General features: G+C 36.5%; 22 protein-coding genes. 9 read left to right on the forward strand and 13 right to left on the reverse strand.

Annotation, left to right across the window (positions count from 1 at the left end; genetic code table 11):
* Window positions 1-94 precede the first annotated feature (94 nt).
* Window positions 95-475, reverse strand: a complete 381-nt coding sequence (locus tag BN999_RS11135; protein WP_096271438.1) for a GntR family transcriptional regulator — start codon at window positions 473-475, stop codon at window positions 95-97.
* A 162-nt stretch (window positions 476-637) separates the two neighbouring features.
* Window positions 638-1,513 (reverse strand): ComEC/Rec2 family competence protein, encoded by an 876-nt coding sequence (locus BN999_RS11140; RefSeq protein WP_096271439.1) that lies wholly within the window; start codon window positions 1,511-1,513, stop codon window positions 638-640.
* 132 nt (window positions 1,514-1,645) lie between these two features.
* Here BN999_RS11140 and BN999_RS11145 point away from each other — a divergent pair, with 132 nt between their 5' ends.
* Together BN999_RS11145 and BN999_RS11150 are read left to right on the forward strand one after the other, a co-directional pair.
* Window positions 1,646-1,828, forward strand: a complete 183-nt coding sequence (locus BN999_RS11145) for a hypothetical protein (protein ID WP_096271440.1) — start codon at window positions 1,646-1,648, stop codon at window positions 1,826-1,828.
* A 130-nt stretch (window positions 1,829-1,958) separates the two neighbouring features.
* Window positions 1,959-2,300 carry a hypothetical protein gene (locus BN999_RS11150; RefSeq protein WP_141249057.1) on the forward strand — a complete coding sequence of 114 codons (342 nt, stop codon included), beginning with the start codon at window positions 1,959-1,961 and terminating at the stop codon, window positions 2,298-2,300.
* 74 nt (window positions 2,301-2,374) lie between these two features.
* Here the strand turns inward: BN999_RS11150 and BN999_RS11155 are convergent, their stop codons facing one another.
* On the reverse strand, window positions 2,375-4,519 hold the full coding sequence (locus BN999_RS11155) for an ATP-dependent Clp protease ATP-binding subunit (protein ID WP_096271442.1): 2,145 nt from the start codon (window positions 4,517-4,519) through the stop codon (window positions 2,375-2,377).
* A gap of 227 nt (window positions 4,520-4,746) precedes the next feature.
* On the opposite strand from BN999_RS11155, the gene BN999_RS11160 reads away from it, so the two are divergent.
* Window positions 4,747-5,196: a hypothetical protein gene (locus BN999_RS11160; RefSeq protein ID WP_217988476.1), complete on the forward strand. Its 450-nt coding sequence runs from the start codon at window positions 4,747-4,749 to the stop codon at window positions 5,194-5,196.
* Window positions 5,197-5,311: 115 nt separating this feature from the next.
* On the opposite strand, the gene pdaA is transcribed toward BN999_RS11160, so the two are convergent.
* The 3 genes from pdaA to BN999_RS11175 form a co-directional block, all read right to left on the reverse strand.
* Entirely contained in the window at window positions 5,312-6,103 is a 792-nt protein-coding gene (gene pdaA / locus BN999_RS11165) for a delta-lactam-biosynthetic de-N-acetylase (protein WP_096271444.1), read from the reverse strand.
* Window positions 6,104-6,155: 52 nt separating this feature from the next.
* On the reverse strand, window positions 6,156-7,463 hold the full coding sequence (locus BN999_RS11170) for a Na+/H+ antiporter family protein (RefSeq protein ID WP_096271445.1): 1,308 nt from the start codon (window positions 7,461-7,463) through the stop codon (window positions 6,156-6,158).
* A gap of 258 nt (window positions 7,464-7,721) precedes the next feature.
* Window positions 7,722-8,519, reverse strand: coding sequence for a YfkD famly protein (locus BN999_RS11175; RefSeq protein ID WP_096271446.1), 798 nt, complete (start codon window positions 8,517-8,519; stop codon window positions 7,722-7,724).
* Window positions 8,520-8,683: 164 nt separating this feature from the next.
* Here BN999_RS11175 and BN999_RS11180 point away from each other — a divergent pair, with 164 nt between their 5' ends.
* Window positions 8,684-9,868, forward strand: coding sequence for an MFS transporter (locus tag BN999_RS11180; protein ID WP_096271447.1), 1,185 nt, complete (start codon window positions 8,684-8,686; stop codon window positions 9,866-9,868).
* A 32-nt stretch (window positions 9,869-9,900) separates the two neighbouring features.
* Here the strand turns inward: BN999_RS11180 and BN999_RS11185 are convergent, their stop codons facing one another.
* Together BN999_RS11185 and BN999_RS11190 are read right to left on the reverse strand one after the other, a co-directional pair.
* A complete protein-coding gene (locus BN999_RS11185) occupies window positions 9,901-10,602 on the reverse strand; it encodes an amino acid ABC transporter permease (RefSeq protein ID WP_096271448.1) in 702 nt (233 codons plus the stop codon).
* A gap of 9 nt (window positions 10,603-10,611) precedes the next feature.
* Window positions 10,612-11,460 (reverse strand): transporter substrate-binding domain-containing protein, encoded by an 849-nt coding sequence (locus tag BN999_RS11190; RefSeq protein WP_096271449.1) that lies wholly within the window; start codon window positions 11,458-11,460, stop codon window positions 10,612-10,614.
* 273 nt (window positions 11,461-11,733) lie between these two features.
* Between BN999_RS11190 and BN999_RS11195 the strand changes: the two genes are divergently transcribed.
* Window positions 11,734-13,638 (forward strand): heavy metal translocating P-type ATPase, encoded by a 1,905-nt coding sequence (locus BN999_RS11195; RefSeq protein WP_096271795.1) that lies wholly within the window; start codon window positions 11,734-11,736, stop codon window positions 13,636-13,638.
* A 54-nt stretch (window positions 13,639-13,692) separates the two neighbouring features.
* On the opposite strand, the gene BN999_RS11200 is transcribed toward BN999_RS11195, so the two are convergent.
* The 3 genes from BN999_RS11200 to BN999_RS11210 are packed head-to-tail and all read right to left on the reverse strand — an operon-like array spanning window position 13,693 to window position 15,325.
* Window positions 13,693-14,514 carry a YihY/virulence factor BrkB family protein gene (locus tag BN999_RS11200; protein WP_096271450.1) on the reverse strand — a complete coding sequence of 274 codons (822 nt, stop codon included), beginning with the start codon at window positions 14,512-14,514 and terminating at the stop codon, window positions 13,693-13,695.
* A 28-nt stretch (window positions 14,515-14,542) separates the two neighbouring features.
* A complete protein-coding gene (locus tag BN999_RS11205) occupies window positions 14,543-14,836 on the reverse strand; it encodes a hypothetical protein (protein WP_096271451.1) in 294 nt (97 codons plus the stop codon).
* 18 nt (window positions 14,837-14,854) lie between these two features.
* Window positions 14,855-15,325, reverse strand: a complete 471-nt coding sequence (locus BN999_RS11210; protein ID WP_096271452.1) for a low molecular weight protein-tyrosine-phosphatase — start codon at window positions 15,323-15,325, stop codon at window positions 14,855-14,857.
* A 134-nt stretch (window positions 15,326-15,459) separates the two neighbouring features.
* Between BN999_RS11210 and BN999_RS11215 the strand changes: the two genes are divergently transcribed.
* Together BN999_RS11215 and BN999_RS11220 are read left to right on the forward strand one after the other, a co-directional pair.
* On the forward strand, window positions 15,460-16,821 hold the full coding sequence (locus BN999_RS11215; protein WP_096271453.1) for an alanine/glycine:cation symporter family protein: 1,362 nt from the start codon (window positions 15,460-15,462) through the stop codon (window positions 16,819-16,821).
* A gap of 155 nt (window positions 16,822-16,976) precedes the next feature.
* A complete protein-coding gene (locus BN999_RS11220) occupies window positions 16,977-18,212 on the forward strand; it encodes an IS256 family transposase (protein WP_096271454.1) in 1,236 nt (411 codons plus the stop codon).
* Window positions 18,213-18,296: 84 nt separating this feature from the next.
* Here BN999_RS11220 and BN999_RS11225 read toward each other — a convergent pair whose 3' ends face one another.
* Entirely contained in the window at window positions 18,297-18,839 is a 543-nt protein-coding gene (locus BN999_RS11225; RefSeq protein ID WP_096271455.1) for a transcription repressor NadR, read from the reverse strand.
* Between the two features lie 202 nt (window positions 18,840-19,041).
* Here BN999_RS11225 and BN999_RS11230 point away from each other — a divergent pair, with 202 nt between their 5' ends.
* Window positions 19,042-19,230 (forward strand): hypothetical protein, encoded by a 189-nt coding sequence (locus tag BN999_RS11230; protein ID WP_096271456.1) that lies wholly within the window; start codon window positions 19,042-19,044, stop codon window positions 19,228-19,230.
* A gap of 1 nt (window position 19,231) precedes the next feature.
* Window positions 19,232-20,701 (forward strand): sodium:solute symporter family protein, encoded by a 1,470-nt coding sequence (locus tag BN999_RS11235; RefSeq protein WP_096271457.1) that lies wholly within the window; start codon window positions 19,232-19,234, stop codon window positions 20,699-20,701.
* Between the two features lie 129 nt (window positions 20,702-20,830).
* On the opposite strand, the gene BN999_RS11240 is transcribed toward BN999_RS11235, so the two are convergent.
* Window positions 20,831-21,502 carry an SOS response-associated peptidase gene (locus BN999_RS11240; RefSeq protein WP_096271458.1) on the reverse strand — a complete coding sequence of 224 codons (672 nt, stop codon included), beginning with the start codon at window positions 21,500-21,502 and terminating at the stop codon, window positions 20,831-20,833.
* Window positions 21,503-21,511 lie beyond the last annotated feature (9 nt).

Here is a 21,511-nt window from a genome sequence, read left to right on the forward strand (position 1 = left end):
TTCGCCCTTGACACCACACCCGTAAACCATTGTCGTGTTTGTCAAGAGCGATGGCGGTAAGATTTCCACCATCAAAAGTGTGGGTATTTTATTTTTATGGGCTTTTCATAGAACTTTTTACACTACCCATCATCTTCATTAAATCTGTTTCACTAATCCGTAATTTCTTGGCTTCTTCCTTCAATGGTAAAATGAAGTTCTCGTAAAATGTTTGCTTCCGCTTCTCAATCAAAATATCCTTCGCATTCTCTGTTACAAACATTCCTACACCCCTTCGTTTATATAAAATGTCCTCCGTAACAAGCTCATTTATTCCCTTAGCTGCAGTGGCTGGATTGATTTTATAGAAAGCCGCAAATTCATTAGTTGATGGTACTCGTTCGCCTGCTTTTATCGTGTCATTTATGATTGAATCTTCTAGTTGTTCCTTAATTTGAAGGAATATTGGCTTGTTATCATCCAAATGGTTCTTCATCTTTAGGCTCCTTCGTTAAGTGGTTAATTACTTATGTAACTAACCATATAACACAATATTTTATATGTCAACATAATTTGTAATTATTTTTAAAAAATAATAAAAAAGGCCAGTTTCTCGGCATGCTCATCTAAGCAAGTGAGAAACAGACCTCTTCTATTTTTAACTTTCTAAGAGCCCATGAAGTGGTGTCTTTTGTGGATAGATAAGATAGTGCTCGCCCTCTGTATGCACCACTAAATCTCCATAAACTGCTGTAGAAAATATATTTGTTTCTAAATCAAATAACTTCTTAATGACACGGTTAACTGGATGGCCATAATCATTGTATTTGCTATACGTAATAATTGCCACATCCGGGTCAACCATCTCTAGAAATTCTTCTGAGCTACTTGTTTTTGAACCATGGTGTGCAATTTTTATTATTTCTGCACGAACATCATATTTCTTCGCAACTTTTTCTTCTTGCTCATCTTCAATATCCCCTAAAAACAAGAAATCGATATCATTATAGCTAAGTTTTAAGGCAATTGATGACTGGTTATTGTTCTTCCTTTTGGCATATGCGTTTAAAATTCTAAAATCTAATAACGAGTCAATCGATATGTTTTCTCCTTCTCTTGCAACAACCAGTGGAATTTCCCGTTTTCGTACTTCATTCATGTAATTTGCATATGCCCTAGTAATATGAAGTTTACCTGAGTCCAAAATTTTTGTAACCTTGAATTCCTGCATGACCGCAGGTAACCCTCCTATATGATCTCTGTCTGGATGTGTAGCTATCAACAGATCAATCTTTTCAACTCCCAATTCTTTCAAATAAGAAACGACTTTATTACCAGCTTTTGGTGGACCACCATCAATTAAAATGGTTTTCCCGTTAGGAGTTTTCACAAATATACTGTCTCCTTGCCCAACGTTAATAAAATGCACTTCCATCTTTTTGACAGGTTGACTATGGGCAGGTGTACTGTCTAACGCCGCAAAAATCAGGAAAAATGCAATCAAAAAAGGAATAATTCTTCTGTATTGCAGCATGACGGATACATCCTTTATTAAAGAAACTTAGTGTTCCTTATTATCTTTTCACGTTCTGGTAGAAATATGATGTGAAACCTTTTTATTTTTAGTTCGTAAAAGTAAGTAAACTAAAAATAGGGGATGTTTTCATTGTTTAGGGGGCTCACATTAGTTGGAAAAGTAAGTTTTGGGATTGGGATTGTTGCTATAGTTTTAGGTATCATTCTTTTTGTCGAGAATAATGTACCAATAAAAGAGCAGTATTTATCATTTAGTTTTATATTTTTGGGTATTGCGTCTTTTTTAGCTTGTTATTTAAACAAAAAGGAGTAAGTTCCTCATTATTTAAAGGGATTTTTGTCCTACATGTCGAATTATATATTACCGTAGATTAAGGGGGAATTGATATGAGTACGAAACTTCATTCTTTAGAGGAATTAGCCAATTAGAATAGTAGTTAAAGGTGGAGATTTTAATTAACGTAGCAATGGTAGATATTACAGTATCTAAAGAAAATCATGATTTAACAGAACGTGAATTAAAAATTTTGGAAGTATTACTCTTAAATCTAGCAGCAAGTGCCAATATGTTAGTAACCAAAGAAAATATGATGTTTAATCCATTGGAGAAACAGGATAAAGATTTATTTTCTTTCCAGTTCGCTTGGCAAAAGTCTCTTCCAGAAGAATCGTATATCGAGTTCGCAGAGACTGTGGAGAAACGTTATCAAACGGCTCTTATGATGTCTGAAATTGATGATGTTTCGATTCGTCTTCAGGAGAATTCTTATCTAATAAAGAATTAGGTTTGATACTTACTGGAATATAAGAAAAAACGCATTGGATTCTTTGAACCAATGCGTTTTTACTATTTTCATGGCTATGCTCTAGTTACTACTACTTCACCATTCTTCACAGATACATGAACCTTATCCACATTTTCTTCTTCCAATAGAAGGTCTGTTAATGGATCTTCGATTTTATCTTGGATGACACGGCGAAGTGGACGTGCACCAAATTTAGGGTCATATCCAAGTTTTACAAGTGCTTTTTTCGCGTCATTTGTAATGGTAATTTCAATATTATTTTCTTTAATTGTGTCAGTAAGTTCAGCTAACATTAAATCAATAATGCTCATTAAGCTTTCTTCTGTTAATTCATTGAAGTTAATAATCGCGTCAAAACGGTTTAAGAACTCCGGTTTGAAGTAAGCACTTAAGTTCTCTAATACGGATACAGACTCATGTTTTTCTTTATTAAAACCGACAGTAATCGGTTTTAAACCAGTTCCAGCATTGCTTGTCATGATAATTACTGTATCCTTAAAGCTTACCCTTCTACCTTGTGAGTCTGTTAAATGGCCATCTTCCATGATTTGCAAGAACATATTTTGCACATCTGGATGTGCTTTTTCAATCTCGTCTAATAAAACAATGGAATATGGGTTACGACGAACACGTTCTGTTAATTGGCCAGCCTCGTCATGACCGATATATCCTGGAGGAGATCCGATAAGTTTAGACACGGAATGCTTCTCCATATATTCACTCATGTCAAGACGAATCATTGCTTCACGAGTACCAAATAATTCTTCAGCAAGTGCTTTCGTTAGCTCGGTTTTACCGACACCAGTTGGACCAACAAAAAGAAATGATCCTATTGGACGATGCTTCGATTTTAATCCTGCACGGCTACGGCGGATTGCTTTTGCTACCTTATCAACGGCTTCTCCTTGACCAATTACTTTTTTACGAAGATTATCACCGATGTTTTTCATTTTTTCTTGTTCATCTGCTTGTAGTTTTGTCACAGGAATACCTGTTTTTTCTTCTACAATTAGTTGAATATCTGACACATCTACATCGATAACTTGTTCTTCACCTATTGCTTTCTCCAGTTGTTTCTGCAGTTGAATCTCTTGGTAGCGTAAGTTAGCCGCTCTCTCGTAGTCTTCTTGTTCTGCAGCTGCTTCTTTTTCTTTTATTATCTCATCTAGTCTATTTTGGATAGAGTTTGAATCTTTTTGTGCGTTAGCTAAATTCAAACGAGAACCAACCTCATCCATTAGATCAATCGCTTTATCTGGTAAGAAACGATCTTGAATGTAACGATCTGATAATGTTACAAACGCTTGGATTGCTTCATCAGAATAGCGCACTTCATGGAATTTTTCGTATTTATCTTTAATACCATTTAATATTTGTACTGCTTCTTCAGTAGATGGTTCCTTAACAATTATTGGTTGGAAACGACGTTCAAGTGCCGCATCTTTTTCAATTTGACGATACTCTTTTAATGTGGTTGCACCAATAATTTGAAGCTCTCCACGAGCTAAAGCTGGTTTTAGAATATTACCTGCATCCATTTGCGAGCCTTCTGCAGTACCAGCCCCAACTAGTAAGTGCACCTCATCGATGAACAGAATTGTCTCTTGACGTTGTTGCAACTCTTTGATTAGTTGTTTCATTCTCTCTTCGAATTGACCACGTACCCCAGTATTTGCAACAAGGGATGCAACGTCTAATATATATACTTCCTTATTCATTAATTTTGCAGGAACTTGGCCTTCTGTTATTTTTAAAGCTAATCCTTCCGCAATAGCTGTTTTACCAACACCTGGTTCCCCAATTAGAACAGGATTATTTTTTGTTCTTCTATTTAAGGTTTCAATGACACGCTTCACTTCTTGGTCACGCCCAATTACTGGGTCGATATTACCAGAACGCGCAGCATCGGTTAAGTTTCTACCTAATTGATCTAATAGACCATTTCGTTTTGCTTGTTTTTGTTTCGTTTTTGTTGTTGTATGTGAATTCATTTGACCATTATTTTGGAAAAAGTTTGACGCAAAATCATTTTCATGACTATCTGAAAATGGATTCTGGAAAAGTCCATTTGCATTCATCATATTATCTTGGATTTCACGGAAACATGAATTGCATAGGTGCATTTGCATCTTCTCATGATTCATTTGCATAGCCATATTGATATTTGCTTCATTGACACCACATTGTTGACACTTCATATATCCATTCCTCCTAATTAAGTAAGTATAAAGATCAAATTTGACTTTGACTATCTTTGACCTTATGACTTTATTATACTCTGACCTTTTTTGACTTTCAAGTGTTTTGTTCAAAAAACATATTCTTCCATCTTATTTCATAACTATCTATGATGAGAATTAATCTATTTAATTAAAACCGAAAGTTGGTGTTAATAATGACTGTTAAGAATACAGTCTTTATTAGTTTGGTAATTATACTTTTTATAGCCGGTTGTTCAGGTATGAATACTACTACAAATCCAAAAGAATCTACTTTAACAGAGGATGAAAAATTGGAACAACGAATTCAGACGTTCTTGGATGAAGTTACTAAAGTAGTCATGGATAAAGACTTCGAGACTTTCTACCAGATGTGGATTCCGCCAGAAGCCCAATTCGATGTTGATAAGGAAGAAATACGTAAATTATTTGATAATTGGTTTATAAAATATGATGAATATAGTTTTGATTTTATTGAAATCTCAGAGATTCTGGAATCAGATGGTTATACAGTGATAATAGTTTTTGTAAACGCTAAAACGACCTTTAACGGAAAGGAAGAAAACGGAAAAGCTAGCGTAACCATTTTGGAAGTAGACAATGATTGGGGATATACTTTTGATTTTGACGGTGTTCGTTTTGTACGTGAAGACTGAAAACTGCTATTAAATTAGAATTGGAAGACTTTGAACCAACTGAATAAGAATATGAAATAAAACAAGCTCCCCTATCATCTTAGATAGAGGAGCTTTTCACATAATTATGCATCAATTAGTACCCATAAATAGGTTGTGGCATTTTTTTCTTTATTACAAAATCATCTAAACTCTTGAAAGTGTATCCTTCTTTTTTCAAATCTTGAATGATTTTCTCCAGTGCTTTTGCATTATCCTCCGATACTGCGTGAAGTAAGATAATGGCTCCTGGATGTACCTGCTTCATTACTTGATCATAAGCGTACTGCCAACCTTTTTGAGCATTTGTATTCCAATCAATGATTGCTATGGACCAGAATACGTGAATATATCCTAGTTCATTTGCCCACTCTAGTGTTTGTTGATTAAACATTCCTTTAGGTGGCCTCACATATTTAATATCTTTTTGATTAGAAGCCTTTGACACAGCCTGCTCTAATGTTTCTAATTCGCGCTTCATTACTTCTTTATTCACTGTTGTAAAATCTGGATGATGATAAGAATGGTTTCCTATTATATGACCTTCATCAACCATTCGTTTTATTAAATCGGTCGCAGAATTGACGTAGTGCCCTGTTACAAAGAAAGTTGCTGGAACCTTCTCTTTCTTTAATACATCTAATATCTCATCTGTATAGCCTTGTTCATAGCCATTATCAAATGTTAAGTATAGTGTTTTTTCACCGGAATCGTCTACATAATATGCACCGTGTTCCCGTAGGATTTCACTATATTTTCCAACATCCGGAATTTCGTTATTTGAATTCTTTTTATATCCCCAACCATAACCCCGAGCTTCTACCTCATTGAATTGAATACAAAAAAAGGCAAGAAAAAATATCAGGGTGGTTACCATAAGTTTACGCATAGATACCCCACCTATTTTTTTCTTACCTTTTGCAAAAACCTCGATATTTATTCTACAAAAATAGTGATGCTGCCCATCCAAAAATGAACAATGGAATATTAAAGTGGATAAACGTAGGAACACAAGTATCCCAAATGTGGTTGTGTTTGCCGTCTGCATTTAATCCTGATGTCGGTCCTAATGTACTGTCGGAAGCTGGAGAACCAGCATCCCCAAGGGCACCTGCTGTTCCAATTAATGCAGCAGTTGCTAGCGGTGAAAAACCAGCTGCTAAGCAAATCGGTACAAATAACGCCGCGATAATTGGAATCGTACCAAAGGACGAGCCAATTCCTATTGTAACCACTAATCCCACTAGTAAAAGTACAAAAGAGATTAATATCTTATTATCCCCTAAGAAACCTGATGACACCTCGACTAACGCATCAACTGCACCTGTTTCTTTTAGAATTGTCCCGTAACCAGATGCAACAAGCATCACAAATGCAATCGTACTCATCATACTGACACCATCAGCGACAATCTTGTCACTCTTAGAGAATGGAACAACGAAGAAGGCAACCATCAAGATAAGTCCGGTTAATGCCCCTAATACTAGGTTTCCTGTAATAATTTGTACGATAAGTGCACCTAAAATGGCAACTATCGTAAGTAAATGTTTTGTATTAAATGTCACTTTTTCTTCTATCGGCTTAACGATATTAGCCATACCTTCTACATCAGGCAGGGCCTCTTTATCTTTACGATATGTGAAGAATACACCAATTAATAATCCCACTATCATCCCTAAGCCAGGGATTATCATTGCAAGTGATACTTCACTTAACGTAATATCTGCACCGTTTTGTGTCATGCCATCTAGAATAATACCATGGAAAATGAGTCCAAACCCCGCAGGTATCATGATATATGGAGCCTTCAGTCCAAATGTTAGTGCAAGAGCAACTCCCCGTCGGTCAATACGCATCTGATCAAATAGCTTTAATAACGGTGGTATCAGAATAGGGATGAATGCAATATGAACTGGTACTACGTTTTGTGATAAGGAAGCTACACCTGCAATAGCAAGTAATAACATCGTCTTCTTTCCTGTTAAGATTCTGATTAAGAAATTTACTAATAAGGTTGTAATTCCTGTATAGCTAATGGCTACAGCAAAAGCACCTAACAACACATAACTTAATGCAGTGTTGGCTTGCCCTCCCATTCCACTAATTAGCATTTCAATAGATTCAATTATATTTAACCCAGACATTAATCCAGCTACAACTGCTGAAATGATAATGGCTACTATAACATTTACTCGGAACAAACTTAAAGTTGTCATTAATAATACCGAAATAACTACTACCCATTCCATTTTTCTTCCCCCTAAGAAACTATCACTTTATTACTTTATCATACTAAAGCAATAAAGCATAAAAATCAACCCCTATTATAGAAAAAATAAGTAGACTCCATTTTCCGAAAAGACAGTTTTCTTTTTTGATTTATAATTTGATTTATAAAGAGATCTTATGTATCATTTCAACACCATAACACCATCAATAAGATTCATCATAAAAAGAATGCATTGTAAAAAGCCCTGCATGTACAGAGCCTTTTAGAATTTCAGTAGTTACTTTATCTCAACCGAAAATGATACATGGTCTTGAATTGGAATCCATGCACCAATTCCTTGTTTTGTTACATTTTTAATAACCAATGATTTCTTGGTGCCTTTTAATTGAATATATACTTCTCCAAATGTTACCTTCCCTTTCTCGTTTACAGCTGGAGCAAATGCGTGTAGATATCCGTACTTTTGTGATGGAACACTATAAGAATTGCCTTTTTTTGTTCCTGCTCCAATTGTTGTTGCATAGGAAAGGGGTAATTTTGTTTCTTGTTTGGCTTTTATAATCATCATTTGTTTCACATCATCTGGGTTAGCGATTTTATTTGTTAAAGCACCTTTAATTTCCTTTTGTGCTTGCTGGTTATAACTTAATTTCTGAGCATCCTTACCACCAATATTATTCAGTTCATTAACATTTATGTTTTGATACTCCCAATTAATATTGGTATCATCAGATTCGTAGTTAAGTGGCCAACGTCCTAGAAATACCATTCCGCGGTAGCCAAAGCCAATTGGCGATGGATCAATTGAGGACTCATTTAGCATTTTAATTAAATTGGGGTTACTTATCGGAACCTCCGTACTATCCATTAATTCTTGTGTTAATTCACTTGGCTCAATTACTTCTTCATCTTCAGTAGAATTGGGAAATGTATTTTCTTTTGAAATATCCACGACATGACTTGGAATTTCGAATTGATTCTTTGTTTCTTCCTTTTTTTCCGCTGCAGAGATCAAAATTGGAGCTTGGAGCACTAGTAGAAATGTAATTAATGCTATGATATATTTATTCTTCATCTGTCCATTCCTCTCTTTTTTGCAGTATGGAAATTGTAATTTCCTGTTCTGCATAAGTAAGTGTATCTAAGGTATTCGCCCAATGCTATTACCTTAGATTTCTTACCTTAGTTTTTTCGAGGGTTTACATTTTATACATAGTTATCATCTTTAGGGGGAACAAAATGGTATTAAATCGATTTCGCTTTTGGATTCTTATTGCACTTGTTATGATATCTGGGTTATCTCAAGGGATGCTTTTACCACTTCTAGCAATTATTCTAGAGCAAGGTGGGGTATCTTCCTCCCTAAATGGATTACATGCGACCGGACTTTATATCGGTGTCCTATTAGCATCACCTTTTATGGAGAAACCCATGCAAAAATATGGATTTAAACCCATTATCATTGTCGGAGGATTACTCGTTATCATTTCTTTGGCATTATTTCCTGTTTGGCAATCTCTATGGTTCTGGTTTATCTTGCGGGTTGCGATTGGAATTGGTGATAATATGCTTCACTTCGGCACACAAACATGGATAACATCTACAGCAGATAAACAGACCCGTGGAAGAAGCATCTCACTTTATGGGATGTCATTTTCTTTTGGATTTGCGATTGGACCTTTATTAACGAGACTAATGGAAGTAAATGAAGCACTGCCATTTATTGCCTCTGCACTGCTAAGTACGATTGTTTGGGCACTCATGTTATTTGTAAGGAACAATTGGCCAAATGCAGATGAAGATACGGGTGTAACCGCTACAAAGGAAAGTTCACTTAAACGGTTTATTCAAACAACGAAAATAGCATGGATTGCCCTGCTTCCACCACTAGCATATGGGTTCTTAGAAGCGACATTACACGCAACATTTCCTATATATGGATTACGTATTGGACATGATGTACAGATACTCTCCCTGATCATTCCTTGTTTTGCAGCTGGGAGTTTGATTACCCAGTTACCACTTGGGATCTTAAGTGACCGTATTGGTAGACGAAAAATACTACTGATTATCTTAACACTTGGTCTTGCTTGCTTTATCGGAGCAGCATTCTTAGAGGATTCAGCTGTAGCGTTATTTACATTCTTTACACTAGCAGGAATGTTCGTAGGATCAACTTACTCGATGGGTATCTCCTATATGACAGACCTTCTTCCACCTAATTTATTACCTGCTGGGAACTTACTGTGTAGTATTGCTTTTAGTATTGGTAGTCTTGGGGGGCCATATTTTGGTGGATTATTTATTCAATTATTACCAGGGGTATCTTTCTTCTATATGATTGCCATTGTGTTGGGATTCATTATCGTAGCGATGGTGTTAAAAAGGAATAATGTTGTAGAAACGATAGTTGATGCTAGTTAAACACTTTCCATAAAAAACAGGAGGTCCAACTATTATTGGATCTCCTGTTTTATATATTTCCCATATCGAATCTCCAGGCGATTTTGTAGGAAGGATATTGCAATACCAATTGGCCAGTAGATTAATGCTACTAATATATACATGGTCATCGCATCAAAGGTACGTCCTGCAACTATTTGAGATTTTTGAAAAAGCTCTGGGACGGTGATGATAGCAGCTAATGATGTACCAAGCATAATACTTAAAAACACGTTGGCTAATGGAGGGATTGCAATTCGAATAGCTTGCGGTAAAATAATTACTCTCATTGCATTCCAATATCCAATATTTAATGCTTTCGCTGCTTCCCACTGTCCTTTATCAACACTGGATAAAGCAGCCCGATAAATCTCTGCGATATAAGCAGCACTATTTAAACCAAAAGCAATTGCCGCAGCAACAAATGCAGTTAGTTCAATTCCTATAATCGGAAGACCGTAATATATTAAAAATAAAAAAACAATTATAGGAGTACTTCTCATGAAAGATATGTAGATTCTAGAAGGCAACCTAAGAAAAATCGCATTTGAACTCCTACCTAACGAAATAAAGAAACCTAGGAGTAAACCGATCACCATTCCAAGAATAGCTAAGGAAATGGTCATTGGAACACCTTCTAGTAGAAAAGGTAGACTCTCCCAAGCTAATTGGAAATCAAACAAGTTCTTTAGTTGTACATGATCAATTTCGAACATGATATCACCTTATTCAATGCCTTCGATTTCAATAACTTCCTCTTCTGGTTCCTTAGAAACATCAAGTCCACCGAAAAACTCTGCTGAAATCTCGGTTAACGTGCCATCCTCTTTCATATCAGCAATAATTTCGTTTACTTTTTCCATTAACACCGTCGCTTCTTTTTGCATGACAACATTATTCGTTGTTGGGTGGAACTTCAAATCAGGATGTAACGTAATATTGAATTCTGGAAATGCTTGGATTGCAAGACTTTGCAAGTAATAATCATTAATTACTGTATCCGTTCTACCATTGTGTACATCTCGTAAATATGCATCATTTGTTACATTACCATATGTAACTACTTCAGCACCATATTTTTCGGCAATTGCACTATATACGGTTGTCGCAGCTCCTCCTGCTTTTTTCCCCTTTAAATCCTCTAGTGTATAAATACCAGATAAATCATCTTTCCGAACAATCATCGTAGCAAAAGAATACTTAACAGGTTCTGAGAATGCAAATTTCTCACGGCTTTCTTCCCTTGGTCCTGCTTGTATCATATCTACTCTGCCACTTTGTAATGCAGAAAGCATCGCATCAAATGCCATCGTTTCAAACTTAATCTCTACCCCTAATCGATCTGCAATTTCACGAAAAACTTCAACATTGTACCCCGTTAATTCATCCGAACCTTCTGGATAATAAGAAGCAGGATATAATGTACCGGCAGTACCTACGACAATCTCACCTGATTCTTCAATAGAAGCCCATATTTTATCCTCAACTTCTGCTTCCTTATCTTCATTACTTCCACATGCGCCTAAAATAAGAAGTGCAATAAATATTATCGAAAAAACACCAAGCTTTTTCATTTAAATATTCCTCCTCGGATAACTGTTATATTATTTCAACAATTTTGATTGTAACAGTGAAAATTAGTTAAATCAACTTCTAGGTTTATCGGAAAATTCTGTTCACTTTGTTTCTCTTTAACAATGAAACAACAGGATAACTCAAATACCATTTGACAATATCTACAATGGTGATATTATAGTAATTAATACTAAATAATAATAATTCTAATCTAGTTGAAAACGATTATTAATTTCATTTATGGAGGGGATAAGTTGGAAGCTAATAATAGTATGTCACCAGTACTTCACTCAAAACGGAATAATATAAATTTTATTAGTAAAATTCAGCCACATATAGAGCTAATTGCCGCACTATTTAGTGGGCTAATCATTCTATTAACTTGGATATCAGAAAAACATATGTCAGAAACTACCTTTGTATTGTTACATGTTCTTGCATTTGTGATTGGTGGTTATGCAAAAGCAAAAGAAGGAATAACAGAAACCATTCATAATAAAGAATTAAATGTGGAGTTGCTAATGATTTTTGCAGCAATTGGTTCTGCAATTATAGGGTATTGGACAGAGGGCGCTATTTTAATTTTTATTTTTGCATTATCAGGGGCTCTTGAAACCTATACGATGAACAAGAGTAAAAAAGAGATATCATCTCTACTGAAACTACAACCAGAAGAAGCAACTAAAATTTCAAATGGAAAAGAAGAGGTAGTCTCTGTCAACCAATTATCTATCGGGGATGTAATTTTGGTGCGTGCAGGAGAAAGAATTCCGGCAGATGGGATTATTACGAAAGGTTTAACCGCGATTGATGAGAGTGCGATCACCGGTGAATCCTTACCTGTAACCAAAAATATAGCGGATGAGGTCTTAGCTGGTACCGTTTCGCTTGATGGGACGATTACGGTAAAAATCACAAAAGATGCTCATGAAACCATGTTTCAAAAGATTATTAATATGGTTCAATCCGCGCAAGATGAAAAGTCCCCTTCCCAATTATTCATTGAACGTTTTGAAGGGACCTATGTAAAAGTTGTTCTAATTGCTTTTGGAGTCATGATGTTTTTACCCTATTTATTGTTTGATTGGACATTGGAAACTAGTATATATCGAGCTATCATTCTACTTGTTGTCGCTTCACCATGTGCACTTGTTGCATCAATTATGCCTGCGACTCTTTCCGCCATTTCAAATAGCGCGCGTAAAGGTGTTTTATTTAAGGGTGGCGTTCATCTAGAGAATCTAAGTCAAATTAAAGCGATCGGCTTTGATAAAACCGGTACATTAACCAATGGAAAATTAATTGTGACAAATGCTTATTTTTCTTCAGATCGTGATGTAGATAAGGTTATTGCAATTACTGGTGCCATCGAGAATGAATCAACCCATCCTCTTGCAAAAGCAATCACTGCTTATAGTCAGGAAAAGGTTAATATAAAAGAAATTCAGGTTAATCACATGAAAACGGTACATGGTAATGGCGTTGAGGCAGAGATTGATGGTAAGCTTTGGCAGATTGGTAAGCCTGATTATGTTGGTATAGAACTAGCTGAATCATTCCATGATGGAATCTTATCAAAATTAGCAACGGAAGGTAAAACCGTGGTATTTGTTAAAACAGATAATAAAATTGTTGGGGTCTTTGCATTGAAGGATACTATTCGGAGGGAAGCAAAGATAGCCATTAGAAACCTAAACAAACAAGGAATTAAAACCATCATGTTGACTGGGGATAATGATCTTACTGCTAAAGCAATTGCGGAAGAAGCTGGTATTGATGCGTATATTGCTAACTGTCTTCCAGAAGAAAAGGTAAACCATCTTAAACAGTTAAAAGACAGATACCATAATGTTGCCATGGTTGGTGATGGGATTAATGATGCACCTGCATTAGCAACTGCGAACTTAGGTGTTGCTATGGGTGAAGGTACAGATGTTGCGCTTGAAACTGCAGATGTTGTGTTAATGAAGAATGATTTGTCTAAAATTACAAATGCGTTTAGGCTTTCTGGTCGGATGAATAGGATTGTGAAACAGAATGTTGTTTTTTCAATTGGTGTTATTGCTATATTGATTCTATCTAATTATTTTGAGGTGTTGGATCTTCCTCTGGGGGTTATTGGTCATGAGGGGAGTACGATTTTGGTTATTTTGAATGGATTACGGTTGTTGAAATAAATTATTGTTAATTATAAAAAAAATACTAAAACAAAAACGGAGAATTGACTTGAGTCAGTCTCCGTTTTTGAATTTGCTTAGTGTTGCGTTGAGAATGCCGCCTACAATGACGATGAAGGCGGAGATGTAGAACCAGATCATGAGTGTGATGACTGCTCCTAGGCTGCCGTATGTTGCGGAGTAGTGACCTAGGTTCGAAACGTAATATGAGAAAGCGTAGGAAGTTAATTGCCAGGCTACTGTTGCAAACAGTGCGCCCCAAAATGCTTCTCGGAAAAGTACTTTAACGTTTGGTGCAATTTTATATAGAAATAGAAATACGATAAAGAATACAATTGATGTAAGTACCCAGCGTAACATTTCCCATACTGATAGAAAGTCATCTGATAATCCAAAAAAGGAAAATAAATAAATTCCAATCATCCTACCAAGCACTGGGAGTAAGATGGCAAGAACGAGCACACCAATCATTGCAAACGTTAGCCCAATTGCAATTAGTCGATTTACAATAAAAAAACGATCCTCTTCTACCTCATATGCACTATTCAGCACCCGCATAATCGCATTAATTCCATTAGATGCAGCCCATAGTGTCCCTATAATCCCTATTGATAATAGTTGTCCATTTTGTTGCGATACTAAATTCATCACATTTTCCTCAATTATTTGCATGGAGTCGGGAGGGGCAACAGATGAAAGCATACGAATTAGAATATTTGCATCAACTGGTAGATAACCGACTAAGGTAATGACAACTACTAGTAAGGGAAAAAGTGATAATAGAAAGAAATAAGCTAATTGTGCGGACAAACCAAAACTTTCTTCCTCTAATATTCGCCCAATTAGCTTTTTCATAAATGTAATGATTTGCTTCAAACTCCAACCTCCTATATAAGGTTCATGTTCAGCCTTCTAATCTTTTTGGTTTTGAAGTGACTCGAGCAATTGAGTTCTCTACTGTCTGTAGCGCATTAGCAGCGTTTTCTGTTTGATACACTAGGCTTTCACTAAACTCTTCCATTGCAATTCTTGCATTGTGGATTGATAATGCAGGATTCCTGATAATATCCGTAGATTTGTTCTTTGCTACTTGAAGTTTATGCTTGGTATATTTTCTTGTTTCCCAATCAAATAATGCTGCTGCACCACCTAAAGCTGCTCCTATAGCAATGCTTGAAATCAATCTTCTTTTACCCATGATGACCTCTCCTTTTTGTTATATGTTATGCTTTTCCCTAATATACGAAAGAAGTTTAGAGCATCCTTCCATCACTAGTTCATATGTGTAATCAAATTTCCCAGTATAGTATGGGTCGGGAACCTCACGCTCTTTAGCATCTTCCACAAAGTCCATTAATTTCGCTACCACAATATCGGTATTTTGCGAGTTAATATTCTGTAGGTCTTTTATATTTTGGTCATCCATCGCAATAATATAATTAAAATCGTCCCAATCTTTTTTAGAAACTTGTCTAGCTTTCATTCCTATGTAGGAAATATTTTGTTGATCTAATATATCCCTTGTGCCCTGGTGAGGTATTTTTCCAACATGCCACCCACCAATACCACCAGAATCTACCTCAATTAGTTTTGTTAAATTTGCTTTTACAAGCATATCTCGGAATACAGCTTCAGCCATTGGAGAACGGCAAATATTACCAAGACAAACAAATAATACACGAATCATTATTCATAACCACCCTTCAAACCTATTATAATCAAACTAGTTCACAGAATTAAGTGAAATGATTAAATAGTTTGTAATTTATATTGAATGTTCTAAATATTATATCTATAATAGGACAAAAGGGAGGGAGAAATATGCAAGAGATAATCAACAATATTAGTAGTTTTGTCTGGGGGCCACCAACATTAATCTTAATTGTTGGGACAGGGATTTACTTAACTCTTCGATTAGGCTTTTTGCAATTCCGTACACTTCCATATGCTTTACGACTCGCATTTAGCCCTAAAAGACAAGACAAAGCTTCAAAAGGAGACATAAGCCATTATGAAGCCTTAACAACCGCCATGGCGGCCACTATTGGGACAGGGAATATCGTCGGGGTAGCAACTGCGGTTGTACTCGGTGGACCTGGGGCAGTCTTCTGGATGTGGATTACCGCATTATTTGGGATGGCGACAAAGTATGCCGAAGCAATTCTAGCGGTAAAATACCGTGTGGAAAACAGTAAAGGAGAAATGTCTGGTGGACCGATGTACTACTTAGAAAAAGGATTAAACGCAAAATGGTTGGGCATACTTTTTGCTATTTTTGGTGCTATAGCTGCATTTGGTATTGGAAATATGGTTCAATCCAACTCAGTATCAGATGCTTTAGAGAGTTCCTTTAACATCCCAACTTGGGCGACTGGTGTTGCATTAACATTGTTTGCTGGTTTAGTTATTATTGGTGGTATTAAATCGATCGGAAAAGTAACCGCTTTCTTTGTTCCGATTATGGCTTTATTTTATGTTCTTGGTGGACTTGTCATTATTGTAATGAATTTTGATATTGTACCTGCAGCAATTGGCTTGATCTTTACAGATGCTTTTTCAGCTAGTGCGGTTGGAGGAGGTATCTTAGGTACCGTAATTCGCTACGGGGTTGCACGTGGTGTATTCTCCAACGAAGCAGGACTTGGTTCTGCACCAATTGCAGCTGCTGCAGCTAAAACGGACTATCCAGGACGTCAAGCGCTTGTATCTATGACTCAAGTATTTATAGATACGATTATTGTGTGTTCTATCACAGGAATTACAATTGTTATGGCGGGATTAGCTGGTGGTGGATTAGAAGGTGGACCACTTACACAAGCATCGTTTGCACATTTCTTAGGTGACTGGGGTGGCTACATCGTAACTATTGGTATTGTTCTATTCGCCTTCTCTACACTGGTTGGTTGGTCTTACTATGGTGAAAAATGTTTTGCGTACTTATTTAACGATAAAGTAGTTCCAATTTATCGTGTTGCATTTGTTATCGCCATTTTCTGGGGTGCCGTACAAACTCTAGATCTAGTATGGGGTATTTCAGATGTCATGAACGCTTTAATGGCAGTCCCTAACTTAATTGGTCTACTCGGACTTTCCGGTGTAGTTGTTTACGAAACTAAGAAATTCTTAGAAGTAGCTAAGCAGGAAAAAGAACAAGAAAGACTTGCTAAGGCTTCTGGGGAATAAGAACAAGATATTTTGAAGATAAATAAAGGGCAGTTTTTCTCTAATTGGGGGAGTGTAATATAAACTGTGTAAGTAAGAGAGCGTACGGCTCTTACTTCGCAGTTTATTTTTTTATTGTTACACTATAACTATAAATGATTGGGGAGTTGTTTATAATGGCGAAATCTAAGCGTGATCCAAAGGCAGTAGAGTTAGCTAATAGAATTATAGAACAATATCAACCAGAATCCGTACAAGACATGCAGAATGCACTAAAAGATATATTTGGCCCTATGTTTGAAACGATGTTAAAAGGAGAAATGAATCATCATTTGGGCTTCAACTCCAATGATAAAGGGGAAAAGAACACAGATAATAGAAGAAACGGTTATGGAAAGAAAACCCTAAATACTAGTGCTGGTGAAGTAAAAATAGAAGTGCCACGAGATCGTGATGGCTCTTTTGAGCCTAAAATTATTCCTAAGCGTAAAAAGGATGTTTCCGAAATAGAGGATAAGGTAATTGCCATGTATGCACGCGGAATGTCTCAAAGAGATATTTCTTCAACAATAGAAGACATTTATGGCTTTTCAGTCTCTCATGAGATGGTTTCTGATATCACTGATACCGTGCTGCCCGACTTAGAAGAATGGCAAACTCGTCCGTTAAATGACTGTTATCCATTTGTATTTGTGGACTGCATGTACACAACCATTCGCAATCAATATGAAACAAAGAAGTATGCCGTGTATACTATTTTAGGTTATACCATGGAAGGAAAAAAGGACATTCTTGGTCTATGGCTAAATGAAACGGAAAGCAAGCATAAATGGATGCAAATCTTCGATGAAATAAAGGCTAGAGGGGTCGAAGATATCTTCTTTATTTCTATGGATGGCGTATCTGGATTAGAGGAAGGTGCCCGCTCCATATTCCCTGATGTCATCGTTCAACGATGCATTGTACATTTAATTCGGAATTCCATTAGATACGTCCCAAGTAAAGATTACAAAGCATTTACCTCCTCTTTACGAAAGGTTTATGGAGCTCAGAGTCTAAAGGCTTGTCAAAGTACATTTGAAACCTTTAAACAACAATGGTCTGCTTACCCAGGAGCTATTGACGTCTGGGAACGTAATTTTGAGCACGTTGAACAACTATATGATTTTGGTAGTGCGGTCCGCAGAATTATGTATACCACTAATGCGGTGGAAAGTATCCACTCTAGCTTTAGAAAAGCAACCAAAAAAGGAGCATTCCCAAACGAGAATGCCCTACTAAAAGTTCTTTATTTACGAGTTAAAGAATTAGAAAATAAATGGGAAGGTGGTCATATCCAAAACTGGTCCATAGCCATGAACCAGCTATTAATGGATGACCGATTAAAGGATAGGGTTCTCAAATATATCTAGGTGTGTGATTAACACTTACACACTTTATTTGACAAACCCCTAATTGGGGAGAAAAAATGTCCTTTTTCTTCTTGATGAACATGATTATTCCTCCAACAAATAACCTGCTTGCCTCAATGCTTCACAAGCCTCATCCAATTGCGTCTCACTATCCGCTTCAATCGTATGTAAATGAACCCCTTCAGTTAAGTTGGATAATAGAGAAGCGCCTGTTTTTCTTAATTCTGCTAAGAAAACATCTACTTCCCGTCTGTTTTTTACCATTAAGGAACCCGTGATGTCCCCGTATATTGGATGTTCTACCATGACATTTCGAATAGTAACTCCATAATCAACTAATGTATATAACTCATCAGCAGTTTGTTCCGGTGTATGTTGAACCACAATTACTCTTGATATTTTCTGTTCATTGTTGTTCTCTTTTAAATACACATAACCTCTTGCAGTTGCAATAATCGGTTCTCCTGTCGCCTTAAGTAAAGAAATATCTTGCACAATCACTTGCCGACTAACATTCGTGCGAGTAGATAATTCCTTCCCTGTAATTGGATCGGCCTCTTCTTTTAACCAGGACAAGATTAATTTCCTTCGTTTTTCCCCAAGAATCTTATTGGTTTCTCTGCTCATCTTCAAAACCCCCGTATAATATTTAAACAATTATCGAATGAATAACATATCTACTATTATATCCTATCACTCTTTACCCGCAACAAACTATAAAACAAAATTAATGATTGATTTTTATCTCACGTTGTGTAAATATATGTGTAAAGACACATGTAAAATCAAATTGTATTTTACTATCAATCTACTAAAGGAGACAAACGAAATGAGTGGAAAACTTTCCAAGCGCTTATGGGGGTTTGTGATTATTGTAACAATCCTCCTAGCTTACATTATCCCATATACTGTTTTATCAGACGTGCATGCATGGTATGGGAGTTTTTTATTTTGGGGAATAGCTGGCCTTATCATCATATTGGCAAACATTGTGCTTACTAGGGATTGGAGAGAGTAAATTGAATACAAGCTTAATTATCTGGGGAATTATTGTTTACATTATTATTGCATCCGCTATTGCATTGTTATCCCGAAAAGGAAATCTTCCGGGAATGTCAGGTTACTTTATTGGTAACAGGAAAATGAACGGGATATTATCCGCTCTAAGCTATAGCGCAACAACCTATAGTGCTTTTATGATGGTTGGTCTAGCAGGGCTTACCTATCAAGGTGGTGTAGGTGCATTAGGCTTTGAAATAATTTATTTTATAGGGGTTTCATTAATATTAATCTTCGGACCAAGATTTTGGTTAGCTGGGAAAAAGAATGGTTATGTGACACCCTCTGAAATGCTTGGAGATCGTTACCAGAGTAAAACGGCCGCTGCTGTTATTGCACTAATGAGTTGTTTATTTTTGATTCCTTATAGCGCCGTACAATTAGCTGGAGTTGGTTATCTATTACAAGGAATGACCGATAATGCCATTCCATTTTCAGTTGGGGTCATTATTGCAGTTGTTCTTGCAGTATTCTTTTCATACACGGCAGGGATTCGTTCAGTTGTATGGACGGACTCCCTACAAGCAATATTCATGATCATTACGTCGACTATTGTTGTTGTCATCATTGTCAATTCACTCGGAGGCTTTGGTCAGTTTTTCGAAAATCTGCGAGTAGAACAACCAGAGTCACTAACTGTTCCAGGCAATGGATACTTTAGTTTCCTAACTTTTCTAGGATTAACGATTCCATGGTTCTTCTTTAGTATCTCGAATCCTCAAGTGAGTCAACGATTATTTATGCCGAATTCTTTTAAAGGATTACGACAAATGTTAATCGGATTTCTTGTTTTTGGATTTATCTATACGTTTGTTTCTGTTATGTGGGGATTCTCTGCATTACAGCTATTCCCAGATTTAGAAAAAGCAGATTTAGCAACACCTTCATTACTATCTTCTGATGTCGTTCCACCGCTATTAGGTGTTATAGTAATGGTTGGAATCTTGGCAGCCGCTGTATCTACAATTGATTCTATTATGCTGACTTTATCTTCCATGTTTGCACGAGATGTTTACGGAAACATAAAGAGTCGTCCAGATGATAAAAAGCAGTTGAAGGTAGGTAAGATTGTAATTCCTATCATTGCAATATTAGCTTATGCTTTTGCAGAATTGGAATTAAACCTAATAGCTGTACTATCAGTTGCTGCTTCTTCCGGTTTAATAGTAGGGGTACCAGCCATTGTAGGTACATTTTTCTGGAAACGTGGAACCGCTTCTGGTGTTATTGTCAGTGTAATTGTTAGTGCATTAATTGTATTAATTCTTGAAGCAACTGGAGCAAAGCCACTTGGATTAGGTTCAGGTATTTGGGGGCTAATACTATCAACAGTGTTATTTGTAGGCGTTAGTTTGGTGACTCAGGCACCTAAGGAGAAAGCTGAAGAATTCTTGAACTTAATGAAGGAACATCGTAACAAAACGGTTTAACTATAAAAAGTCCGTGATTATTAGGTATCACGGACTTTTTTCTATTTCTTGGGGTTAATATGTCGATGAGAGGCTCTATCAACTCTTTTTTCTTGATTGCCACTAAGAAATATACATGACCACCTCAAGCTATTCTGCTAATGGAACAATACATGATTCATCATTATTCTTTGCGGCATTGACATAGCTGGAAACATTATAAGCTGTTAGTTCTTCCGGTTCTACTTGAAATAAAAACTCTCTTGCTTCAACCGGTTCCAACCGTTCGGGTGTAATCCACTCATCTTCCATAGCCTTTGGTAAAATAATGGGCTCACGATGATGGATTTCTTTCATAAATAGATTAGAGTCACGTGTTAGAATCGTACAAGTAAATAAATCCTTATCATGCTGACTCCACTTATCCCATAAACCGGCAAAGGCAAATAATTTTCGATTCGCAACATGGATACGTTTTGGTTGCTTGCTGCCATCTTCATTTCTTTTCCATTCATAAAAACTATCCGCTATCACTAAGCAACGTTTGCGGGACATAAGATTTTTAAAGCTTGGCTTTTCGTGTGCGGATTCACTTCTAGCATTGATCATCTTGTAGCCAATTTTCTCATCCTTTGCCCATGAAGGTACAAGACCCCAGCGCAGATAACCCGCTCGTTTTCTTTTTCCGTCATGGATTATGGCAAGTACATTTTGTCCTGGTGCAACATTATAACTTGGATGATAGTCCCTTATTTCTTGTTCGAGTCCAAATTCCTCCAGAATCTCTAGTTCATCAGCTAGCATGGTATATCTTCCGCACATATAACAAAT

This window comes from Paucisalibacillus globulus (assembly GCF_900184735.1).
Classification (GTDB): Bacteria; Bacillota; Bacilli; order Bacillales; family Amphibacillaceae; genus Ornithinibacillus; species Ornithinibacillus globulus_B.